The following is a 19,029-nucleotide window of genomic DNA, read 5'->3' as shown; positions in this document are numbered from 1 at the left end:
ATGGCCACCACTTCGCTTGACCTGGCCAAGGTCCGCAATATCGGGATCATGGCCCACATCGACGCGGGCAAGACGACGACCACCGAGCGCATCCTGTTCTACACCGGTGTGAGCTACAAGATCGGTGAGGTCCACGACGGCGCTGCCACGATGGACTGGATGGAGCAGGAGCAGGAGCGCGGCATCACCATCACGTCCGCCGCGACGACCTGCCACTGGCCGCTCGACGACGTCGACCACACCATCAACATCATCGACACCCCGGGTCACGTGGACTTCACGGTCGAGGTGGAGCGTTCGCTCCGCGTCCTCGACGGTGCGGTCACCGTGTTCGACGGTGTCGCCGGTGTGGAACCGCAGTCCGAGACGGTATGGCGGCAGGCCGACCGTTACGGCGTGCCCCGTATCTGCTTCGTGAACAAGCTCGACCGGACCGGCGCGGAGTTCCACCGCTGCGTCGACATGATCAAGGACCGCCTCGGTGCGGTTCCGATCGTCATGCAGCTTCCGATCGGTGCCGAGGCCGATTTCAAGGGCGTCGTCGACCTCGTGACGATGAAGGCCTTCGTCTGGTCCGCCGAGGCCGCCAAGGGCGAGATGTACGACGTCATCGACATCCCGGCCACGCACATCGAGGCGGCCGAGGAGTGGCGCGGCACGCTGCTGGAGACCGTCTCGGAGAACGACGACGAGCTGATGGAGCTGTACCTGGAGGGCACCGAGCCCACCGTGGAGCAGCTGTACGCGGCGATCCGCCGTATCACCATCGCCTCCGGCAAGTCCGCCGGCACCACCGTCACCCCGGTGTTCTGCGGTACCGCGTTCAAGAACAAGGGCGTGCAGCCCCTGCTCGACGCGGTCGTGCGCTACCTGCCGACCCCGCTCGACGTCGAGGCCATCGAGGGCCACGACGTGAAGGACCCCGAGCTGGTCGTCAAGCGCAAGCCCTCCGTCGACGAGCCGCTGTCCGCGCTGGCCTTCAAGATCATGAGGGACCCGCACCTGGGCAAGCTCACGTTCGTCCGGGTGTACTCCGGCCGTCTGGAGTCCGGCACCGCGGTGCTGAACTCGGTGAAGGGCCGCAAGGAGCGCATCGGCAAGATCTACCGTATGCACGCGAACAAGCGTGAGGAGATCGAGTCGGTGGGCGCCGGTGACATCGTCGCCGTCATGGGCCTGAAGCAGACCACCACCGGTGAGACGCTCTGCGACGAGAAGAACCCGGTGATCCTGGAGTCCATGGACTTCCCGGCGCCGGTCATCGAGGTCGCGATCGAGCCCAAGTCCAAGGGCGACCAGGAGAAGCTGGGTGTAGCCATCCAGAGTCTCGCGGAGGAGGACCCCTCCTTCCAGGTGCACAGCAACGAGGAGACCGGCCAGACCGTCATCGGCGGTATGGGCGAGCTCCACCTTGAGGTGCTGGTCGACCGTATGCGGCGTGAGTTCAAGGTCGAGGCGAACGTCGGTAAGCCGCAGGTCGCCTACCGTGAGACGATCCGCAAGACCGTCGAGCGCGTGGACTTCACGCACAAGAAGCAGACCGGTGGCACCGGGCAGTTCGCCAAGGTGCAGATCATGATCGAGCCCATCGAGGGTGGCGACACCTCGTACGAGTTCGTGAACAAGGTCACCGGTGGCCGTATCCCGAAGGAGTACATCCCTTCGGTGGACGCCGGCGCGCAGGAGGCCATGCAGTTCGGCATCCTCGCGGGCTACGAGATGACCGGTGTCCGCATCACGCTGCTCGACGGTGGCTACCACGAGGTCGACTCCTCGGAGCTGGCCTTCAAGATCGCCGGTTCGCAGGCGTTCAAGGAAGGTGCCCGCAGGGCGTCTCCCGTGCTCCTTGAGCCGATGATGTCCGTCGAGGTGACGACGCCCGAGGACTACATGGGCGATGTCATCGGTGACATCAACTCCCGGCGTGGCCAGATCCAGGCCATGGAGGACCGGGCCAACGCCAAGGTCGTCAAGGGCCTGGTGCCGCTGTCGGAGATGTTCGGCTACGTCGGAGACCTCCGCAGCAAGACCTCGGGTCGCGCAAGCTACTCGATGCAGTTCGACTCCTACGCCGAGGTTCCCCGGAACGTCGCCGAGGAGATCATCGCGAAGGCCAAGGGCGAGTAACTCTTCCGAGTCCACGCTTTAGGCTTGTCACCGGCAAGTCCTGGGGCAGTTCCGCCGGATCCACCGGATCATGGCGGGGCCGCCCCGGGGGCCGGCATCCCAGCAAAGATCACCTGGCGCCGATGAGTAAGGCGTACAGAACCACTCCAGGAGGACCCCAGTGGCGAAGGCGAAGTTCGAGCGGACTAAGCCGCACGTCAACATCGGCACCATCGGTCACATCGACCACGGTAAGACGACCCTCACGGCCGCCATTACCAAGGTGCTGCATGACGCGTACCCGGACCTGAACGAGGCCTCGGCCTTCGACCAGATCGACAAGGCTCCTGAGGAGCGCCAGCGCGGTATCACCATCTCCATCGCGCACGTCGAGTACCAGACGGAGTCGCGTCACTACGCGCACGTCGACTGCCCGGGTCACGCGGACTACATCAAGAACATGATCACAGGTGCGGCGCAGATGGACGGCGCCATCCTCGTGGTCGCCGCCACCGACGGCCCGATGCCGCAGACCAAGGAGCACGTGCTCCTGGCCCGCCAGGTCGGCGTTCCGTACATCGTTGTCGCCCTGAACAAGGCCGACATGGTGGACGACGAGGAGATCCTTGAGCTCGTCGAGCTTGAGGTCCGCGAGCTGCTCTCCGAGTACGAGTTCCCGGGCGACGACCTGCCGGTCGTCAAGGTCTCGGCGCTCAAGGCCCTTGAGGGCGACGCCGAGTGGGGCAAGACCGTTCTCGACCTGATGAAGGCCGTTGACGAGTCCATCCCGCAGCCCGAGCGCGACGTCGACAAGCCGTTCCTGATGCCGATCGAGGACGTCTTCACGATCACCGGTCGTGGCACCGTCGTCACCGGTCGTATCGAGCGTGGTGTCCTGAAGGTCAACGAGACCGTCGACATCGTCGGTATCAAGACCGAGAAGACCACCACCACGGTCACCGGCATCGAGATGTTCCGCAAGCTGCTCGACGAGGGCCAGGCCGGTGAGAACGTCGGTCTGCTCCTCCGTGGCATCAAGCGCGAGGACGTCGAGCGCGGCCAGGTCATCATCAAGCCGGGTTCGGTCACGCCGCACACCAGCTTCGAGGCCCAGGCCTACATCCTGTCGAAGGACGAGGGTGGCCGTCACACCCCCTTCTTCAACAACTACCGCCCGCAGTTCTACTTCCGTACCACGGACGTGACCGGCGTGGTGACCCTCCCCGAGGGCACCGAGATGGTCATGCCGGGCGACAACACCGTCATGACGGTCGAGCTGATCCAGCCCGTCGCCATGGAGGAGGGCCTCAAGTTCGCCATCCGTGAGGGTGGCCGGACCGTCGGCGCCGGCCAGGTCACCAAGATCAACAAGTAATTGCTGATCCGGCCTGGTCCCGGTCTTGAACTGACCGGGTAGCTCCTCGGAGCATCCAGCAGGGGCCCCGTGCCCCGTCCGCGAGGACGGTGGCGCGGGGCCCCTGTTCTTTTGAATTCGAAGCCGTCAGCATTCTTCCAGCCAGCTCAACCCTATCGGGAATTAAGGTTCGGAATGAATGCGAGGGGAATTTTCAGGCGGGAAGCTCTTGCCAGCTCGTCCGCGGAGAGAAGAATCCGGGAGTCGTTGTCGGCGAAACCTCGTACGGTGATCGTTACTTCGCATCCCTCCGCTCTCAGAATTGCCAGAGTGTCCGCGCATTCCTCGGCCACCCGGAGGATTGTGCCGAGCTGTTCAGAAAATACCCGGGTGGTGCGCTCGTCACATTGGAGGCGCCACTGCCCCGCAGGGTCTCCCTCGGGGTTCCATCGGTCGATTCCTGGCATTCGCACAGCCGATGGCCGCAACCCGAGTCGGTCGGTGACCGAATCCGGGTCGAGGTCATTTTTCTTCACGGTTAGAGCTACCGCCGTCAGTACCCACGGCATCGCGTCGTGCGAGTTGTCGCTCACCAATTCACCCACAGTCGGACACGGCTCGGGCTCGGGCTCGGGCTCGGGCTCGGCTCGGCTCAGGCGATCGTGCGGACGGACTCGCGGACCTTGGCGGCGAGTGTGGAGGGCAGCGGGGCGTACCCCAGGTCACTGATGGTCCTCTGCCCCTCCTCGCCGGCGGTGTAGCTCAGAAAGGACTTCACCGTGCCGAGCGTGCCGGGCTTGTTGCCCTTGTCGCAGACGATCTCGTAGGTCACGTGGAGCAGCGGGTACGCGCCCTCGGCCTTGGTCGTGTAGTCGAGTGCGAGGGCCAGATCCTTCCCCGTACCGACGACCGCGGCGGTGCCGAGAGCCTCGGACGCGTTCTTCGTGTTCGCCTCGACCGGCTCCGCCGCGCCAGTACTGATCCTGGCGGTACTCAGACCCTCGCTGCTCGCGTAGGACAGTTCGAAGTAGCCGATCGAGCCGCTGACCAGCTTCACCTGGGTGGCGACACCGGAGGAACCTTTGGCGGACTGGCCGCCGGAGCCGGGCCACGCCGGGCCGGTCTCGTACGGCCACTCGGCCGGGGCGGAGGCGCTCAGATAGTTGCCCAGAGTCCGGTTGGTGACGGAGTCCTCGCCGCGGTGGAAAGTCTGGATCGTTGAGTCGGGCAGGTTGACGCCGGGGTTCAGTTCCCTGATCGTGGCGTCGTTCCACTTCGTGATCTTCGAGTCGAAGATCTTCGCGATGGTGGGAGCGTCCAGGACGAGGTCATCCACACCGGGGACGTTGTAGCCGATGGCGATCGGACCGCCGAGCATCGGCAGATTGATACCCGATCCGCCCGGACAGACGCGCTTGGACTCGGCGGACTCCTCGGGGGCGAGGGCGGCTTCGGAGCCCGCGAAGGCGGTGGCGCCTGTCAGGAACTCGACGATGCCGGCGCCCGCGCCGGTGGCGTTGTAGTTGATCCGGACGTCGGGGCAGGCCGCCGTGTAGTCCTTGATCCACGCGTCCACGGCGTTCCTCTGGGCCGACGAACCGGAGCCCAGGAGCTGTCCGCCGTTGTGGGCGCACTCGAAGGCGCTCGGGGCGGGGGCTTTCGGGGACGATCCCGACTCCGAGCCCGAGCCCGAGACGTCGTTCGCGTCGGAGCCGTCGGACATCCAGGCGCCGACACGGGGGGAGAGAAAGCCGATGGCGCCGAGGAGCAGACAGCTGATCAGCAGCTTCGCCCGGTGTCGGCGCACCCAGCCCGCCGGTGAACCGGACGTCCCGGTGAGGGCGGACGGACGGGCCACCGGCGATGGACCGGCGCCCACCGTGCCGGCGGCCGGGGCCGGCCCGGCGCTCGGGGACGGCCCGGCAGGGGCGGGCGCCGGCTCGGCGGCGGGCGCGGGGTCAGCGGTGGACGCCGGCTCGGCGGGCTCCGTATCGGCCCGGTCGACCGCGTCCGCGAGCGGCGTGGGAAGCCACAGGGACTGCTTCCGGGGGAGGGCCAGGGTACGTGTCCGGGCGCTTGTCGCTCCCCGCTCCTCCGGGGCCGGGGCCGGGTCCGGGTCCGGTACGACCAGCCCGGCGAGCTCACGCAGCAGTTCGGGAACGGCGGGCCGGGCCGCGGGATCCTTGGCCAGGCACCGTGCCACCACGTCCCGTACGCGTGCGGGCAGCGCCGCGAGGTCCGGCTCCTCGTGGACGACGCGATAGCCCATCGCGTGCGACGAGCCGGTCCCGAACGGTCCCTGCCCGACGCTCGCGAAGGCCAGCACCGCGCCCAGGCAGAACACATCGGCGGCCGTCCCGACGGGTTGGCGGGTGAACTGCTCGGGTGCCATGAACCCCGGCGTGCCGACGATTAGACCGGTGCTCGTGAGCGCTTCGGCACCCGCCTCCATCGCGATTCCGAAGTCGATCACGCGCGGTCCGTCGGCGGCCAGCAGTACGTTCGAGGGCTTCAGGTCGCGGTGGATCAGTCCGGCGGCGTGGATGGCCTGCAGAGCCTCGGCCAGTCCGGCCCCCAGCCCGTACACCGACCACTCGGGCAGCGTTCCGTGGCGCGCGATCGCCTCGGAGAGCGAGAGCCCGGGTACGTACAGCGTGGCCAGCCACGGCGCCTCTCCGTGCGGGTCAGCGCCGACCACGGCGGCGGTGAACGCCCCGCTGACGGCCTCGGCCGCAGCGGCCTCGCGTGCGAACCGTTCCCGGAATCCCGGTTCGTCCGCCAGCTCGGGCCGGATGACCTTCACGGCCACCTGCCGCCCGCCCGGGGAGGACCCGAGATAGACCCGGCCCATCCCGCCCGCGCCCAGCCTGCCCGTGAGCCGGTAGGGACCCACTTGTCGTGGGTCGCCGACCGTCAGAGCTTTCACCGAAGACCCCACTCCCCGTACACAGCGGCCCACTTGACCCACGTGAGCGTACCGACCGCCGGTAAGAAACTCAGGGGTTGCGGTGGTCCCGGTGGACGCGGGATTCCGGGGAGGACGGGGGGTTCGGGACGGGCGACCGGCCGCGCCGGAACGGCCCCCGCGGCGTCACGCCGCGCGATGGAAGCGATACGGACCGTCGCGACGGCGTATGAGCGGGCGCGGCATGCTTGGCGGATCCGAGCGTGGGGTACCCTTTCCGGCCGCGATTGGCCAGGGCCAGGGCCCCTATGGCACACTGTTCAGGTTGCTCGGTTGAGTGCCGATGCTGCGCGCCTCCCGCCGGGAGGACCGGAAGCGAGTCCCACAGTACTCGTCGTCCCAACTGCCCTTTCGGGCAGCGCTGGGGCGGACGTACGGGAATCTTCCGGGAAGTGTCAGCGGGGCTCCGACCAGGCGCCCGGTGGCTAATCGCGATATCGCGGCCCGGCCCCGGCTCGCGGTCGCAGGACCGTACCCCTTGGCAGGGAAATTCCTTCGGGAGATTTTCATTGGCGAGGATGCGACACGCCCGACCGCGTGGGTCGGAGCGGGGCGCGGAGCTACCGGGTTCCAGAGCGTTACGAGAGACAGGACTACGAAGCAGCCATGGCGGGACAGAAGATCCGCATCCGGCTCAAGGCCTACGACCACGAGGTCATCGACTCCTCGGCGAAGAAGATCGTCGAGACGGTGACGCGTACTGGTGCGTCGGTCGCGGGCCCGGTGCCGCTGCCCACTGAGAAGAACGTGTACTGCGTCATCAAGTCGCCGCACAAGTACAAGGACTCGCGCGAGCACTTCGAGATGCGCACGCACAAGCGCCTGATCGACATCCTCGACCCGACGCCCAAGACCGTTGACTCGCTGATGCGCCTGGACCTTCCGGCCGGCGTTGACATCGAGATCAAGCTCTGAGAGGCGCGGAAGAGATGGCAAAGCAGATCAAGGGTGTCCTGGGCGAGAAGCTCGGCATGACCCAGGTCTGGGACGAGAACAACCGTGTCGTCCCGGTGACCGTCGTCAAGGCCGGGCCCTGCGTTGTTACCCAGGTCCGTACGAATGACTCCGACGGCTACGAGTCGGTCCAGATCGCCTTCGGCGAGATCGACCCGCGCAAGGTGAACAAGCCCCTCAAGGGCCACTTCGCCAAGGCCGACGTGACCCCCCGCCGCCACCTGGTGGAGCTCCGCACCTCCGACGCCGCCGAGTACACGCTCGGCCAGGAGATCACCGCCGCCACGTTCGAGTCCGGCGTCAAGGTCGACGTCACGGGCAAGAGCAAGGGCAAGGGCTTCGCCGGTGTCATGAAGCGTCACAACTTCAAGGGCCTCGGCGCCGGTCACGGCACCCAGCGCAAGCACCGCTCTCCCGGTTCCATCGGTGGCTGCGCCACCCCGGGCCGTGTGTTCAAGGGCCTCCGCATGGCGGGCCGTATGGGCAACGAGCGGGTCACCACCCAGAACCTGACCGTTCACGCCGTTGACGCGGAGAAGGGCCTGCTCCTGATCAAGGGCGCGGTTCCTGGTCCGAACGGCGGCCTCGTCCTGGTCCGTACCGCGGCCAAGGGGGCCTGAGGTAACTGATGAGCACCGTTGACATCCTTTCGCCGGCAGGCGACAAGGCCGGGACCGTCGAGCTCCCCTCGGAGATCTTCGACGCGAAGGTCAGCATCCCGCTGATCCACCAGGTCGTTGTCGCCCAGCTGGCCGCTGCCCGACAGGGCACGCACAAGACCAAGACCCGCGGCGAAGTCCGTGGCGGTGGCAAGAAGCCGTACCGCCAGAAGGGCACCGGCCGCGCCCGTCAGGGTTCGACCCGCGCTCCGCAGTTCGCCGGTGGTGGCGTCGTCCACGGCCCCGTGCCGCGTGACTACTCGCAGCGGACCCCCAAGAAGATGAAGGCCGCCGCCCTGCGCGGTGCCCTCACCGACCGGGCCCGTCACTCTCGTATCCACGTCGTTTCCGGCCTGGTCGAGGACGCGGTGTCCACCAAGGCCGCCAGGACCCTGATCGGCAAGATCAGCGAGCGCAAGAACGTGCTCCTGGTCGCCGAGAGGTCCGACGAGGCCGCGTGGCTGTCCGCCCGCAACCTGCCCCAGGTGCACATCCTGGCGCCGGGCCAGCTGAACACGTACGACGTGCTCGTCTCCGACGACGTGGTCTTCACCAAGGCCGCCTTCGAGTCCTTCGTGTCTGGCCCTTCCAAGGCCGAAGACAACGAGGGGAGTGAAGCCTGATGGCCGAGATCACCAGCAAGACCTTCCACGACCACCGCGACATCCTTGTGAAGCCCGTGGTGTCCGAGAAGAGCTACGCGCTGCTCGACGAGAACAAGTACACGTTCATCGTGGCGCCCACGGCCAACAAGACCCAGATCAAGCAGGCCGTGGAAGCGGTCTTCTCGGTCAAGGTCGCCGGGGTCAACACGATCAACCGCCAGGGCAAGCGCAAGCGCACCCGCACCGGTTTCGGTAAGCGCGCGAACACCAAGCGCGCCATCGTGACCCTCGCTGAGGGCGACCGTATCGACATCTTCGGCGGCCCGACCTCCTGACGGAGGTCGAGACGTCCAGGATCCGGAATTCTTCCGAGGACTGAGAGACAATGGGTATCCGCAAGTACAAGCCGACGACCCCGGGCCGTCGTGGCTCCAGCGTCGCCGACTTTGTCGAGATCACGCGGTCCACGCCGGAGAAGTCGCTGGTCCGCCCGCTGCACAGCAAGGGCGGCCGTAACAACGCCGGTCGTGTGACCGTTCGCCACCAGGGTGGTGGACACAAGCGCGCCTACCGAGTGATCGACTTCCGTCGTCACGACAAGGACGGCGTGCCGGCCAAGGTCGCGCACATCGAGTACGACCCGAACCGCACCGCGCGCATCGCGCTGCTGCACTACGCGGACGGCGAGAAGCGCTACATCATCGCGCCGCGTGGCCTCGCGCAGGGCGCGCGTGTCGAGAACGGTCCGGCCGCCGACATCAAGCCCGGCAACAACCTGGCGCTGCGCAACATCCCGGTCGGTACGACCATCCACGCCATCGAGCTGCGGCCCGGCGGCGGCGCGAAGTTCGCCCGCTCCGCGGGTGCCTCCGTGCAGCTGCTGGCGAAGGAGGGCTCCATGGCCCACCTTCGTATGCCGTCCGGTGAGATCCGGCTGGTCGACGTCCGCTGCCGCGCCACCATCGGTGAGGTCGGCAACGCCGAGCAGTCGAACATCAACTGGGGCAAGGCCGGCCGTATGCGCTGGAAGGGCGTACGCCCGACCGTCCGCGGTGTCGCGATGAACCCGGTTGACCACCCGCACGGTGGTGGTGAGGGCAAGACCTCCGGTGGACGTCACCCGGTCAGCCCGTGGGGTCAGAAGGAGGGTCGTACTCGCTCGCCGAAGAAGGCAAGCAGCAAGTACATCGTCCGCCGCCGCAAGACGAACAAGAAGCGCTAGGAGCGGGTTTAGATGCCGCGCAGTCTCAAGAAGGGGCCCTTCGTCGACGACCACCTGATCAAGAAGGTGGACGTCCAGAACGAAGCAGGCACCAAGAACGTCATCAAGACCTGGTCCCGTCGCTCGATGATCGTCCCGGCCATGCTGGGCCACACGATCGCGGTGCACAACGGCAAGATCCATGTCCCGGTGTTCGTCACCGAGTCCATGGTCGGCCACAAGCTCGGCGAGTTCTCGCCGACTCGCACCTTCCGCGGCCACGTCAAGGACGACCGGAAGTCGAAGCGCCGCTAACGCGGGGTGACTGACTATGACTTACACCGAAGGGACAACCATGGAAGCCAGGGCCCAGGCGCGGTACATCCGCGTCACGCCCATGAAGGCCCGCCGCGTGGTGGACCTCATCCGTGGCATGGATGCCACGGAGGCTCAGGCGGTCCTGCGCTTCGCCCCGCAGGCCGCGAGCGTGCCGGTCGGCAAGGTGCTTGACAGCGCCATTGCCAACGCCGCGCACAACTACGACCACACCGACGCCTCTTCGCTGGTCATCAGCGAGGCGTACGTGGACGAGGGCCCGACCCTGAAGCGGTTCCGTCCGCGTGCCCAGGGCCGTGCCTACCGGATCCGTAAGCGGACCAGCCACATCACCGTGGTCGTCAGCAGCAAGGAAGGAACCCGGTAATGGGCCAGAAGGTTAACCCGCATGGGTTCCGGCTCGGTATCACCACGGACTTCAAGTCCCGTTGGTACGCCGACAAGCTGTACAAGGACTACGTCAAGGAAGACGTCGCCATTCGTCGCATGATGACGAAGGGCATGGAGCGGGCCGGCATCTCCAAGGTGGAGATCGAGCGCACCCGTGACCGCGTCCGCGTTGACATCCACACCGCACGTCCGGGCATCGTCATCGGCCGCCGCGGCGCCGAGGCCGACCGTATCCGCGGCGAGCTGGAGAAGCTGACCGGCAAGCAGGTCCAGCTGAACATCCTTGAGGTCAAGAACCCCGAGGTGGACGCTCAGCTGGTGGCCCAGGCCGTCGCCGAGCAGCTGTCCTCGCGTGTCTCCTTCCGTCGCGCCATGCGTAAGAGCATGCAGTCGACGATGAAGGCCGGCGCCAAGGGCATCAAGATCCAGTGCGGTGGCCGTCTCGGCGGCGCCGAGATGTCCCGCTCGGAGTTCTACCGCGAGGGCCGCGTGCCCCTGCACACGCTCCGCGCGAACGTCGACTACGGCTTCTTCGAGGCCAAGACGACCTTCGGCCGTATCGGTGTGAAGGTCTGGATCTACAAGGGCGACGTCAAGAACATCGCCGAGGTGCGCGCCGAGAACGCCGCGGCCCGCGCCGGCAACCGTCCGGCCCGTGGTGGTGGCAACGACCGTCCCGCCGGCCGTGGTGGCCGCGGTGGCGAGCGTGGCGGCCGTGGCCGCAAGCCGCAGCAGAACCCGGCAGCCGAGGCCCCCAAGGCCGACGCCGCCGCTGCTCCGGCCGCTGAGGCGACGTCCTCTTCTACCGGCGGAACGGAGGCCTGACCGAAATGCTGATCCCCCGTAGGGTCAAGCACCGCAAGCAGCACCACCCGAAGCGCAGCGGAATGTCCAAGGGTGGGACGCAGGTTGCGTTCGGCGAGTACGGCATCCAGGCGCTGACCCCCGCGTACGTGACGAACCGTCAGATCGAGGCCGCTCGTATCGCGATGACCCGTCACATCAAGCGTGGCGGCAAGGTCTGGATCAACATCTACCCGGACCGTCCGCTCACCAAGAAGCCTGCCGAGACCCGCATGGGTTCCGGTAAGGGTTCCCCCGAGTGGTGGATCGCGAACGTCAAGCCCGGTCGGGTGATGTTCGAGCTGTCCTACCCGAACGAGAAGATTGCGCGTGAGGCGCTTACCCGCGCTGCTCACAAGCTTCCGATGAAGTGCCGGATCGTTCGGCGCGAGGCAGGTGAGTCGTGATGGCGGCCGTGACCAAGGCGTCCGAACTGCGCGAACTGGGCAATGAGGAGCTTCTCGCCAAGCTTCGCGAGGCCAAGGAAGAGCTGTTCAATCTCCGCTTCCAGGCGGCGACGGGTCAGCTCGAAAACCACGGGCGGCTGAAGCTCGTGCGCAAGGACATCGCGCGGATCTACACCCTGATGCGTGAGCGCGAGCTGGGCATCGAGACGGTGGAGAGCGCCTGATGACTGAGAGCAACGTGACCGAGACCAACACTGCCGAGCGCGGATTCCGCAAGACCCGTGAGGGTCTGGTCGTCAGCGACAAGATGGACAAGACCGTCGTCGTCGCTGTCGAGGACCGCGTCAAGCACGCGCTGTACGGCAAGGTCATCCGCCGTACGAACAAGCTCAAGGCGCACGACGAGCAGAACGCCGCCGGCATCGGCGACCGTGTCCTCCTGATGGAGACCCGGCCGCTGTCCGCCACGAAGCGGTGGCGCATCGTCGAGATCCTTGAGAAGGCCAAGTAACAACCCCTGAGGGTTTGCCAGCAGGGCATTTCCCTCGGACTAGTTCCGCCAGGCTCCGGGGGCCGAGTGATCGGCCCCCGGGGAACCGGCAGACGATCAGGAGATAGACGTGATCCAGCAGGAGTCGCGACTGCGTGTCGCCGACAACACGGGTGCGAAGGAAATTCTCACCATCCGTGTTCTCGGTGGTTCGGGTCGCCGCTACGCGGGCATCGGTGACGTCATCGTCGCCACCGTCAAGGACGCGATCCCCGGTGGCAACGTGAAGAAGGGTGACGTCGTCAAGGCGGTCATCGTTCGCACCGTCAAGGAGCGCCGCCGTCCGGACGGCTCGTACATCCGCTTCGACGAGAACGCCGCCGTCATTCTGAAGAACGACGGCGACCCTCGCGGCACCCGTATCTTCGGCCCGGTGGGCCGTGAGCTGCGCGAGAAGAAGTTCATGAAGATCATCTCGCTCGCGCCGGAGGTGCTGTAAGCATGAAGATCAAGAAGGGCGACCTGGTTCAGGTCATCACCGGTAAGGACAAGGGCAAGCAGGGCAAGGTCATCGTGGCCTACCCCACGCAGGACCGTGTTCTCGTCGAGGGTGTCAACCGGGTCAAGAAGCACACCAAGGCCGGCCAGACGGCTCGCGGTTCGCAGACCGGCGGCATCGTGACCACCGAAGCCCCCATCCACATCAGCAATGTTCAGCTGGTCGTGGAGAAGGACGGCAAGAAGGTCGTCACCCGCGTCGGCTACCGCTTTGACGACGAGGGCAACAAGATCCGCGTTGCCAAGCGGACCGGTGAGGACATCTGATGACTGCCACCACTACCGCGCCGCGTCTGAAGCTGCGCTACCGCGAGGAGATCGCCGGAAAGCTGCGTGAGGAGTTCTCGTACGAGAACGTCATGCAGATCCCCGGTCTCGTCAAGATCGTGGTCAACATGGGTGTGGGCGACGCCGCCCGCGACTCCAAGCTGATCGAGGGTGCCATCAAGGACCTCACCACGATCACCGGCCAGAAGCCGTCCGTCACGAAGGCCCGGAAGTCCATCGCGCAGTTCAAGCTGCGCGAGGGCCAGCCGATCGGTTGCCACGTCACCCTCCGCGGTGACCGCATGTGGGAGTTCCTGGACCGTACGCTGTCGCTCGCGCTGCCGCGTATCCGTGACTTCCGCGGTCTGTCCCCGAAGCAGTTCGACGGCCGTGGCAACTACACCTTCGGTCTCACGGAGCAGGTCATGTTCCACGAGATCGACCAGGACAAGATCGACCGGGTCCGGGGCATGGACATCACCGTGGTCACCACGGCGACCAATGACGACGAGGGTCGTGCCCTCCTTCGTCACCTCGGCTTCCCGTTCAAGGAGAACTGACCGTGGCGAAGAAGGCTCTGATCGCTAAGGCCGCCCGCAAGCCGAAGTTCGGTGTGCGCGGTTACACCCGCTGCCAGCGCTGCGGCCGTCCCCACTCCGTCTACCGCAAGTTCGGCCTGTGCCGTGTGTGCCTTCGTGAGATGGCCCACCGCGGCGAGCTGCCGGGCGTCACCAAGAGCTCCTGGTAGTCCTGCTTTTCAGGACCACCCGGAGCTCTCGGTAAGCAATTGGTTGGCGGGAGCCCTCCCTCATATGCCGTAGGCTTGTGGGGTTGGGCGCCCGTCGTCCAAATCAGACTTACTACGCCGTAGGTCCCCGCACCGCACCCGTCCCGACTCTGATCGGGGAGAGGGATGGCGCATACAGGAAACCCCGGCGAGAGAGGCCGAAGGCCAATTCATGACCATGACTGATCCCATCGCAGACATGCTCACGCGTCTGCGCAACGCGAACTCGGCGTACCACGACGAAGTCGTGATGCCGCACAGCAAGATCAAGTCGCACATCGCGGAGATCCTCCAGCAGGAGGGCTTCATCACCGGCTGGAAGGTCGAGGACGCCGAGGTCGGCAAGAACCTCGTCCTGGAGCTGAAGTTCGGCCCGAACCGCGAGCGTTCGATCGCCGGCATCAAGCGCATCTCCAAGCCGGGTCTGCGTGTGTACGCGAAGTCCACCAATCTGCCGAAGGTTCTCGGCGGCCTGGGCGTGGCCATCATCTCCACGTCCCACGGTCTCCTGACCGGCCAGCAGGCCAGCAAGAAGGGCGTAGGTGGGGAAGTCCTCGCCTACGTCTGGTAGTCGGGAACGGAGGAATAGCTCATGTCGCGAATCGGCAAGCTCCCCATCCAGGTTCCCGCCGGTGTGGACGTCACCATCGATGGCCGAACGGTCGCCGTGAAGGGCCCCAAGGGTTCCCTCTCGCACACCGTCGCCGCGCCGATCGAGGTCACCAAGGGCGAGGACGGCACCCTTCAGGTGCTGCGCCCGAACGACGAGCGTCAGAACAAGGCCCTGCACGGCCTGTCCCGCACGCTGGTGGCGAACATGATCACCGGCGTGACCCAGGGATACGTCAAGGCGCTCGAAATCAGCGGAGTCGGCTACCGCGTCCAGGCGAAGGGCTCCAACCTGGAGTTCGCCCTGGGCTACAGCCACCCGATCCTCATCGAGGCCCCCGAGGGCATCACCTTCAAGGTCGAGACGCCCACGAAGTTCTCTGTCGAGGGCATCGACAAGCAGAAGGTCGGCGAGGTCGCCGCTAACATCCGCAAGCTGCGGAAGCCCGACCCGTACAAGGCCAAGGGCGTCAAGTACGCGGGCGAGGTCATCCGCCGCAAGGTCGGAAAGGCGGGTAAGTAAGCCATGGCATACGGTGTCAAGATTGCTAAGGGTGACGCGTACAAGCGCGCCGCCATCAAGCGTCGCCACATCCGCGTCCGTAAGCACGTCTCCGGTACGCCGGAGCGTCCTCGCCTGGTCGTGACGCGCTCCAACCGCAACATCGTCGCGCAGGTCATCGACGACATCGCGGGCCACACGCTCGCTTCGGCGTCGACCCTGGACACCTCGATCCGTGGTGGCGAGGGCGACAAGAGCGCCCAGGCACAGAAGGTCGGCGCCCTGGTCGCCGAGCGTGCCAAGGCCGCCGGCGTCGAGGCCGTCGTGTTCGACCGTGGTGGCAACAGGTACGCCGGGCGCATTGCCGCTCTGGCTGACGCCGCCCGCGAAGCCGGGCTGAAGTTCTGAGCCCCGGTTCCGGGACTAACGGACGTAACAGAGAGAGGTAAATCCAATGGCTGGACCCCAGCGCCGCGGAAGCGGTGCCGGTGGCGGCGAGCGGCGGGACCGGAAGGGTCGCGACGGTGGCGCTGCCGCCGAGAAGACCGCTTACGTTGAGCGCGTTGTCGCGATCAACCGCGTCGCCAAGGTTGTGAAGGGTGGTCGTCGCTTCAGCTTCACCGCGCTGGTCGTGGTGGGCGACGGTGACGGCACCGTGGGTGTCGGTTACGGCAAGGCCAAGGAGGTGCCGGCCGCCATCGCCAAGGGTGTTGAGGAGGCCAAGAAGCACTTCTTCAAGGTCCCCCGTATCCAGGGCACCATCCCGCACCCGATCCAGGGCGAGAAGGCCGCGGGCGTTGTCCTGCTCAAGCCGGCTTCCCCCGGTACCGGCGTGATCGCCGGTGGCCCGGTGCGTGCCGTGCTGGAGTGCGCGGGCGTGCACGACATCCTGTCGAAGTCGCTCGGCTCGGACAACGCGATCAACATCGTGCACGCGACCGTGGCGGCCCTCCAGGGCCTGCAGCGTCCCGAGGAGATCGCGGCCCGCCGCGGTCTGCCCCTTGAGGACGTCGCCCCCGCGGCTCTGCTCCGTGCGCGTGCGGGAGCGGGTGCGTAATGGCCCGTCTCAAGATCACGCAGACGAAGTCGTACATCGGCAGCAAGCAGAACCACCGCGACACCCTGCGCTCGCTCGGCCTCAAGCGGGTCAGCGACACGGTTGTCAAGGAGGACCGCCCCGAGTTCCGCGGCATGGTGCACACCGTCCGCCACCTCGTGACGGTTGAGGAGGTCGACTGACATGGCGGAGAACAACCCGCTGAAGGTCCACAACCTCCGTCCTGCCCCGGGCGCCAAGACCGCCAAGACCCGTGTGGGTCGTGGTGAGGCGTCCAAGGGTAAGACCGCAGGTCGTGGTACCAAGGGCACCAAGGCCCGTTACCAGGTTCCGGAGCGCTTCGAGGGTGGGCAGATGCCCCTCCACATGCGTCTCCCGAAGCTCAAGGGCTTCAAGAACCCGTTCCGCACCGAGTACCAGGTCGTGAACCTGGACAAGCTCTCCGCTCTCTACCCCGAGGGCGGCGAGGTCACGGTGGCCGATCTGGTCACCAAGGGCGCGGTGCGCAAGAACAGCCTCGTCAAGGTCCTGGGCCAGGGCGAGATCTCCGTGGCGCTGCAGGTTTCGGTTGACGCCGTCTCCGGCTCCGCCAAGGAGAAGATTGCCGCCGCCGGCGGCACCGTCACCGAGCTCGTCTGAGACAACTCGATGGCCTGAACATCCGACCGGGGATGCCTCTCATAAGGGGCATCCCCGGTTGGTCGTTCCAAGGGGGGCACTGTCGCCGGTAAGGTGGCGTGCATTGTTGCTGTATCGCTTGTTCCGTATCCGTCGATCCTCAATACCGTCACCTCTGACGCAGTAGCGCGGGGGTCGCAGGAGGCACCGTGCTCACCGCGTTCGCCCGGGCGTTCAAGACGCCCGACCTGCGCAAGAAGCTGCTCTTCACACTCGCCATCATCGTGCTGTACCGGCTCGGGGCACATGTCCCGGTACCGGGCGTCAGCTACGAGAATGTCCAGACGTGTGTCGACGCGGCCCAGAAGGGCAACAACAGCCTGTTCGGTCTGGTGAACATGTTCAGCGGCGGGGCGCTGCTGCAGATCACGATCTTCGCGCTCGGCATCATGCCGTACATCACCGCGAGCATCATCCTGCAGCTGCTGACCGTGGTCATCCCCAGGCTGGAGGCCCTCAAGAAGGAGGGCCAGTCCGGTCAGGCGAAGATCACGCAGTACACCCGCTATCTGACGGTCGCCCTCGCCGTGTTGCAGGGCACCGGCCTGGTCGCCACCGCTCGTAGCGGCGCGCTCTTCAGCGGCTGCCCGGTCGCCTCGGAGATCGTGCCCGACCAGTCGATCTTCGTCACCGTCACCATGGTGATCACCATGACCGCGGGCACCGCCGCCGTCATGTGGCTCGGTGAGCTCATCACCGACCGCGGGATCGGCAACGGCATGTCCATCCTGATGTTCATCTCGATCGCCGCCGGCTTCCCCGGCGCGCTGTGGGCCATCAAGGAGAGCGGCACGCTCGCCAAGGGCTGGATCGAGTTCGGCACGGTCATTCTGATCGGCTTCGTGATGGTGGGCCTGGTCGTCTTCGTCGAGCAGGCGCAGCGCCGGATCCCCGTGCAGTACGCGAAGCGGATGATCGGCCGCAGGTCCTACGGCGGTACGTCCACGTACATCCCGCTGAAGGTGAACCAGGCGGGTGTGATCCCCGTCATCTTCGCGTCGTCGCTGCTCTACATCCCGGCGCTGGTCGCGCAGTTCTCCAGCGGGAACTCCGCGTGGAAGACCTGGATCGAAGCGCACTTCGTCAAGGGCGACCACCCGTACTACATCGCGACGTACTTCCTGCTGATCGTGTTCTTCGCCTTCTTCTACGTGGCCATCTCCTTCAACCCCGAAGAAGTCGCCGACAACATGAAGAAGTATGGTGGCTTCATCCCGGGTATCCGGGCAGGTCGACCTACAGCCGAGTATCTGAGCTACGTGCTCAACAGGATCACTTGGCCGGGCTCGCTGTACCTGGGTCTGATTGCTCTCGTCCCGACGATGGCGTTGGCAGGCTTCGGCGGTGCGAACCAGAACTTCCCGTTCGGCGGGACGAGCATCCTCATCATCGTGGGTGTGGGTCTGGAAACCGTGAAGCAGATCGAGAGCCAGCTTCAGCAGCGTAATTACGAAGGGTTCCTCCGCTGATGCGAATCGTCCTCGTCGGGCCGCCCGGTGCCGGCAAGGGAACGCAGGCCGCGTACCTCGCCAAGAACCTGAAGGTCCCGCACATCTCCACGGGCGACCTCTTCCGAGCCAACATCAGCCAGGGCACGACCCTCGGCAAGCTCGCGAAGTCGTACATCGTCGTCGGGAACCTGGTGCCCGACGAGGTGACCATCGCGATGGCACAGGAGCGGATGGCCCAGCCGGACGCCACCAACGGCTTTCTGCTGGACGGCTTCCCGCGCAATGTCTCGCAGGCGAAGGCGCTGGACGAAGCCCTCGCGCAGGACGGCGTGAAGCTGGACGCGGTGCTGGACCTGGAGGTTCCGGAGGACGAGGTCGTCACGCGGATCGCGGGGCGCCGGGTGTGCCGCAATGACAGCGCGCATGTCTTCCATGTCACGTACAGCCCGCCGAAGAAGGAGGGTGTCTGTGACATCTGCGGCGGCGAGCTGTACCAGCGGGGCGACGACTCCGAGGAGACGGTGCGGACCCGTCTTGAGGTCTACCACACGCAGACCGAGCCGATCATCGACCACTACCGGGCCCAGGGCCTGGTGGTCACGATCTCCGCGCTCGGCAAGGTCACCGAAGTGACCGAGCGTGCGATGGAGGCGCTTGAGCGGGGCAGGGCCGCGTAGGTCCCAGCAGTGCAGCGGTACCAAGTACGGCCGTGGGGGGGGGGGGGCGCCCCGCCCCCCGCCCCCGGGGAGTTGACAATGAAAAAAACCACCCACCCAACAAACCCACAACAAAAAGAGGGAAGAGGTGGGG

27 protein-coding genes and 1 pseudogene are annotated in these 19,029 nt (G+C 66.2%); 25 read left to right on the top strand and 3 right to left on the bottom strand.

The genetic code is table 11. From position 1 onward, the window contains the following. Window positions 1-2,127 carry an elongation factor G gene (fusA, locus tag ACFRMN_RS03625; RefSeq protein WP_383012610.1) on the top strand — a complete coding sequence of 709 codons (2,127 nt, stop codon included), beginning with the start codon at window positions 1-3 and terminating at the stop codon, window positions 2,125-2,127. 160 nt (window positions 2,128-2,287) lie between these two features. Beyond that, entirely contained in the window at window positions 2,288-3,481 is a 1,194-nt protein-coding gene (gene tuf / locus ACFRMN_RS03620; RefSeq protein WP_129770864.1) for an elongation factor Tu, read from the top strand. Window positions 3,482-3,633: 152 nt separating this feature from the next. Here the strand turns inward: tuf and ACFRMN_RS03615 are convergent, their stop codons facing one another. The 3 genes and pseudogenes from ACFRMN_RS03615 to ACFRMN_RS03605 form a co-directional block, all read right to left on the bottom strand. Continuing rightward, window positions 3,634-4,053, bottom strand: coding sequence for a DUF4279 domain-containing protein (locus ACFRMN_RS03615; RefSeq protein ID WP_383012607.1), 420 nt, complete (start codon window positions 4,051-4,053; stop codon window positions 3,634-3,636). Between the two features lie 59 nt (window positions 4,054-4,112). Next, window positions 4,113-5,231: a phosphate ABC transporter substrate-binding protein PstS gene (gene pstS, locus ACFRMN_RS03610; RefSeq protein WP_383013029.1), complete on the bottom strand. Its 1,119-nt coding sequence runs from the start codon at window positions 5,229-5,231 to the stop codon at window positions 4,113-4,115. 378 nt (window positions 5,232-5,609) lie between these two features. Next, window positions 5,610-6,353, bottom strand: a pseudogene (locus tag ACFRMN_RS03605) (serine/threonine-protein kinase); the annotation flags it as partial. 678 nt (window positions 6,354-7,031) lie between these two features. On the opposite strand from ACFRMN_RS03605, the gene rpsJ reads away from it, so the two are divergent. The 23 genes from rpsJ to ACFRMN_RS03490 all read left to right on the top strand — a co-directional run bounded on the left by rpsJ (window position 7,032) and on the right by ACFRMN_RS03490 (window position 18,896). After that, window positions 7,032-7,340 carry a 30S ribosomal protein S10 gene (gene rpsJ / locus ACFRMN_RS03600; RefSeq protein ID WP_003948644.1) on the top strand — a complete coding sequence of 103 codons (309 nt, stop codon included), beginning with the start codon at window positions 7,032-7,034 and terminating at the stop codon, window positions 7,338-7,340. A 14-nt stretch (window positions 7,341-7,354) separates the two neighbouring features. Then, complete coding sequence (gene rplC / locus ACFRMN_RS03595) at window positions 7,355-7,999, top strand: 50S ribosomal protein L3 (protein ID WP_030351433.1); 645 nt, start codon at window positions 7,355-7,357, stop codon at window positions 7,997-7,999. Between the two features lie 8 nt (window positions 8,000-8,007). Continuing rightward, on the top strand, window positions 8,008-8,661 hold the full coding sequence (gene rplD, locus ACFRMN_RS03590) for a 50S ribosomal protein L4 (RefSeq protein ID WP_383012604.1): 654 nt from the start codon (window positions 8,008-8,010) through the stop codon (window positions 8,659-8,661). Further along, entirely contained in the window at window positions 8,661-8,978 is a 318-nt protein-coding gene (gene rplW / locus ACFRMN_RS03585) for a 50S ribosomal protein L23 (RefSeq protein WP_249948333.1), read from the top strand. Before rplD ends, rplW begins: the two co-directional genes overlap by 1 nt. Window positions 8,979-9,028: 50 nt before the next feature. Further along, window positions 9,029-9,865 carry a 50S ribosomal protein L2 gene (rplB, locus tag ACFRMN_RS03580; RefSeq protein WP_129770859.1) on the top strand — a complete coding sequence of 279 codons (837 nt, stop codon included), beginning with the start codon at window positions 9,029-9,031 and terminating at the stop codon, window positions 9,863-9,865. Window positions 9,866-9,877: 12 nt separating this feature from the next. Then, on the top strand, window positions 9,878-10,159 hold the full coding sequence (gene rpsS, locus ACFRMN_RS03575) for a 30S ribosomal protein S19 (RefSeq protein WP_030351437.1): 282 nt from the start codon (window positions 9,878-9,880) through the stop codon (window positions 10,157-10,159). 40 nt (window positions 10,160-10,199) lie between these two features. Continuing rightward, window positions 10,200-10,547: a 50S ribosomal protein L22 gene (gene rplV / locus ACFRMN_RS03570; protein ID WP_004571827.1), complete on the top strand. Its 348-nt coding sequence runs from the start codon at window positions 10,200-10,202 to the stop codon at window positions 10,545-10,547. Further along, window positions 10,547-11,395: a 30S ribosomal protein S3 gene (gene rpsC, locus ACFRMN_RS03565; protein ID WP_030351439.1), complete on the top strand. Its 849-nt coding sequence runs from the start codon at window positions 10,547-10,549 to the stop codon at window positions 11,393-11,395. Before rplV ends, rpsC begins: the two co-directional genes overlap by 1 nt. A gap of 5 nt (window positions 11,396-11,400) precedes the next feature. Next, a complete protein-coding gene (rplP, locus tag ACFRMN_RS03560) occupies window positions 11,401-11,820 on the top strand; it encodes a 50S ribosomal protein L16 (protein WP_014047785.1) in 420 nt (139 codons plus the stop codon). Next, window positions 11,820-12,044 (top strand): 50S ribosomal protein L29, encoded by a 225-nt coding sequence (rpmC, locus tag ACFRMN_RS03555; RefSeq protein ID WP_129770858.1) that lies wholly within the window; start codon window positions 11,820-11,822, stop codon window positions 12,042-12,044. The genes rplP and rpmC overlap by 1 nt, the downstream gene beginning before the upstream one ends. After that, a complete protein-coding gene (gene rpsQ, locus ACFRMN_RS03550; protein WP_383012600.1) occupies window positions 12,044-12,331 on the top strand; it encodes a 30S ribosomal protein S17 in 288 nt (95 codons plus the stop codon). The genes rpmC and rpsQ overlap by 1 nt, the downstream gene beginning before the upstream one ends. A 109-nt stretch (window positions 12,332-12,440) precedes the next feature. Next, complete coding sequence (rplN, locus tag ACFRMN_RS03545) at window positions 12,441-12,809, top strand: 50S ribosomal protein L14 (protein ID WP_003974257.1); 369 nt, start codon at window positions 12,441-12,443, stop codon at window positions 12,807-12,809. Window positions 12,810-12,811: 2 nt separating this feature from the next. Continuing rightward, complete coding sequence (rplX, locus tag ACFRMN_RS03540; RefSeq protein ID WP_030351442.1) at window positions 12,812-13,135, top strand: 50S ribosomal protein L24; 324 nt, start codon at window positions 12,812-12,814, stop codon at window positions 13,133-13,135. Then, window positions 13,135-13,695: a 50S ribosomal protein L5 gene (gene rplE / locus ACFRMN_RS03535; RefSeq protein ID WP_030351443.1), complete on the top strand. Its 561-nt coding sequence runs from the start codon at window positions 13,135-13,137 to the stop codon at window positions 13,693-13,695. Before rplX ends, rplE begins: the two co-directional genes overlap by 1 nt. Before the next feature lie 2 nt (window positions 13,696-13,697). Next, window positions 13,698-13,883 carry a type Z 30S ribosomal protein S14 gene (locus ACFRMN_RS03530; protein WP_003948630.1) on the top strand — a complete coding sequence of 62 codons (186 nt, stop codon included), beginning with the start codon at window positions 13,698-13,700 and terminating at the stop codon, window positions 13,881-13,883. A 211-nt stretch (window positions 13,884-14,094) separates the two neighbouring features. Beyond that, the gene (gene rpsH, locus ACFRMN_RS03525) at window positions 14,095-14,493 is read left to right on the top strand and encodes a 30S ribosomal protein S8 (RefSeq protein ID WP_046504649.1); all 399 of its coding nucleotides are present in this window, start codon (window positions 14,095-14,097) and stop codon (window positions 14,491-14,493) included. 21 nt (window positions 14,494-14,514) lie between these two features. Continuing rightward, entirely contained in the window at window positions 14,515-15,054 is a 540-nt protein-coding gene (rplF, locus tag ACFRMN_RS03520; protein ID WP_383012596.1) for a 50S ribosomal protein L6, read from the top strand. A gap of 3 nt (window positions 15,055-15,057) precedes the next feature. After that, window positions 15,058-15,441 (top strand): 50S ribosomal protein L18, encoded by a 384-nt coding sequence (gene rplR / locus ACFRMN_RS03515; protein WP_114659653.1) that lies wholly within the window; start codon window positions 15,058-15,060, stop codon window positions 15,439-15,441. 46 nt (window positions 15,442-15,487) lie between these two features. Beyond that, window positions 15,488-16,090, top strand: coding sequence for a 30S ribosomal protein S5 (gene rpsE, locus ACFRMN_RS03510; protein ID WP_030351447.1), 603 nt, complete (start codon window positions 15,488-15,490; stop codon window positions 16,088-16,090). After that, entirely contained in the window at window positions 16,090-16,272 is a 183-nt protein-coding gene (gene rpmD / locus ACFRMN_RS03505; protein ID WP_066943591.1) for a 50S ribosomal protein L30, read from the top strand. The genes rpsE and rpmD overlap by 1 nt, the downstream gene beginning before the upstream one ends. A 1-nt stretch (window position 16,273) precedes the next feature. After that, complete coding sequence (gene rplO, locus ACFRMN_RS03500; RefSeq protein ID WP_030351448.1) at window positions 16,274-16,729, top strand: 50S ribosomal protein L15; 456 nt, start codon at window positions 16,274-16,276, stop codon at window positions 16,727-16,729. A gap of 188 nt (window positions 16,730-16,917) precedes the next feature. Beyond that, window positions 16,918-18,237, top strand: coding sequence for a preprotein translocase subunit SecY (gene secY, locus ACFRMN_RS03495; RefSeq protein WP_030351449.1), 1,320 nt, complete (start codon window positions 16,918-16,920; stop codon window positions 18,235-18,237). Then, the gene (locus ACFRMN_RS03490) at window positions 18,237-18,896 is read left to right on the top strand and encodes an adenylate kinase (RefSeq protein WP_383012593.1); all 660 of its coding nucleotides are present in this window, start codon (window positions 18,237-18,239) and stop codon (window positions 18,894-18,896) included. The genes secY and ACFRMN_RS03490 overlap by 1 nt, the downstream gene beginning before the upstream one ends. Window positions 18,897-19,029: the final 133 nt, after the last annotated feature.

This window comes from Streptomyces sp. NPDC056835 (assembly GCF_042789485.1).
Taxonomy (GTDB): Bacteria; Actinomycetota; Actinomycetes; order Streptomycetales; family Streptomycetaceae; genus Streptomyces.
The sequence above is the reverse complement of the archived record's forward strand: the minus strand, read 5'-3'. Positions and strand labels throughout refer to the sequence as shown.

Bases quoted from the DNA above. Each gene is read 5' to 3' on its own strand.
- rpmC (WP_129770858.1), top strand. From the start codon at position 11,820: ATGGCGGCCGTGACCAAGGCGTCCGAACTGCGCGAACTGGGCAATGAG.
- rpsE (WP_030351447.1), top strand. From the start codon at position 15,488: ATGGCTGGACCCCAGCGCCGCGGAAGCGGTGCCGGTGGCGGCGAGCGG.
- rplO (WP_030351448.1), top strand. From the start codon at position 16,274: ATGGCGGAGAACAACCCGCTGAAGGTCCACAACCTCCGTCCTGCCCCG.
- rplD (WP_383012604.1), top strand. From the start codon at position 8,008: ATGAGCACCGTTGACATCCTTTCGCCGGCAGGCGACAAGGCCGGGACC.
- rplB (WP_129770859.1), top strand. From the start codon at position 9,029: ATGGGTATCCGCAAGTACAAGCCGACGACCCCGGGCCGTCGTGGCTCC.
- rplV (WP_004571827.1), top strand. From the start codon at position 10,200: ATGGAAGCCAGGGCCCAGGCGCGGTACATCCGCGTCACGCCCATGAAG.
- rpsS (WP_030351437.1), top strand. From the start codon at position 9,878: ATGCCGCGCAGTCTCAAGAAGGGGCCCTTCGTCGACGACCACCTGATC.
- rpsH (WP_046504649.1), top strand. From the start codon at position 14,095: ATGACCATGACTGATCCCATCGCAGACATGCTCACGCGTCTGCGCAAC.
- rpsQ (WP_383012600.1), top strand. From the start codon at position 12,044: ATGACTGAGAGCAACGTGACCGAGACCAACACTGCCGAGCGCGGATTC.
- ACFRMN_RS03490 (WP_383012593.1), top strand. From the start codon at position 18,237: ATGCGAATCGTCCTCGTCGGGCCGCCCGGTGCCGGCAAGGGAACGCAG.
- rpmD (WP_066943591.1), top strand. From the start codon at position 16,090: ATGGCCCGTCTCAAGATCACGCAGACGAAGTCGTACATCGGCAGCAAG.
- rplW (WP_249948333.1), top strand. From the start codon at position 8,661: ATGGCCGAGATCACCAGCAAGACCTTCCACGACCACCGCGACATCCTT.
- rpsC (WP_030351439.1), top strand. From the start codon at position 10,547: ATGGGCCAGAAGGTTAACCCGCATGGGTTCCGGCTCGGTATCACCACG.
- rplX (WP_030351442.1), top strand. From the start codon at position 12,812: ATGAAGATCAAGAAGGGCGACCTGGTTCAGGTCATCACCGGTAAGGAC.
- rplC (WP_030351433.1), top strand. From the start codon at position 7,355: ATGGCAAAGCAGATCAAGGGTGTCCTGGGCGAGAAGCTCGGCATGACC.
- fusA (WP_383012610.1), top strand. From the start codon at position 1: ATGGCCACCACTTCGCTTGACCTGGCCAAGGTCCGCAATATCGGGATC.
- rplE (WP_030351443.1), top strand. From the start codon at position 13,135: ATGACTGCCACCACTACCGCGCCGCGTCTGAAGCTGCGCTACCGCGAG.
- rpsJ (WP_003948644.1), top strand. From the start codon at position 7,032: ATGGCGGGACAGAAGATCCGCATCCGGCTCAAGGCCTACGACCACGAG.
- rplP (WP_014047785.1), top strand. From the start codon at position 11,401: ATGCTGATCCCCCGTAGGGTCAAGCACCGCAAGCAGCACCACCCGAAG.
- rplF (WP_383012596.1), top strand. From the start codon at position 14,515: ATGTCGCGAATCGGCAAGCTCCCCATCCAGGTTCCCGCCGGTGTGGAC.
- rplR (WP_114659653.1), top strand. From the start codon at position 15,058: ATGGCATACGGTGTCAAGATTGCTAAGGGTGACGCGTACAAGCGCGCC.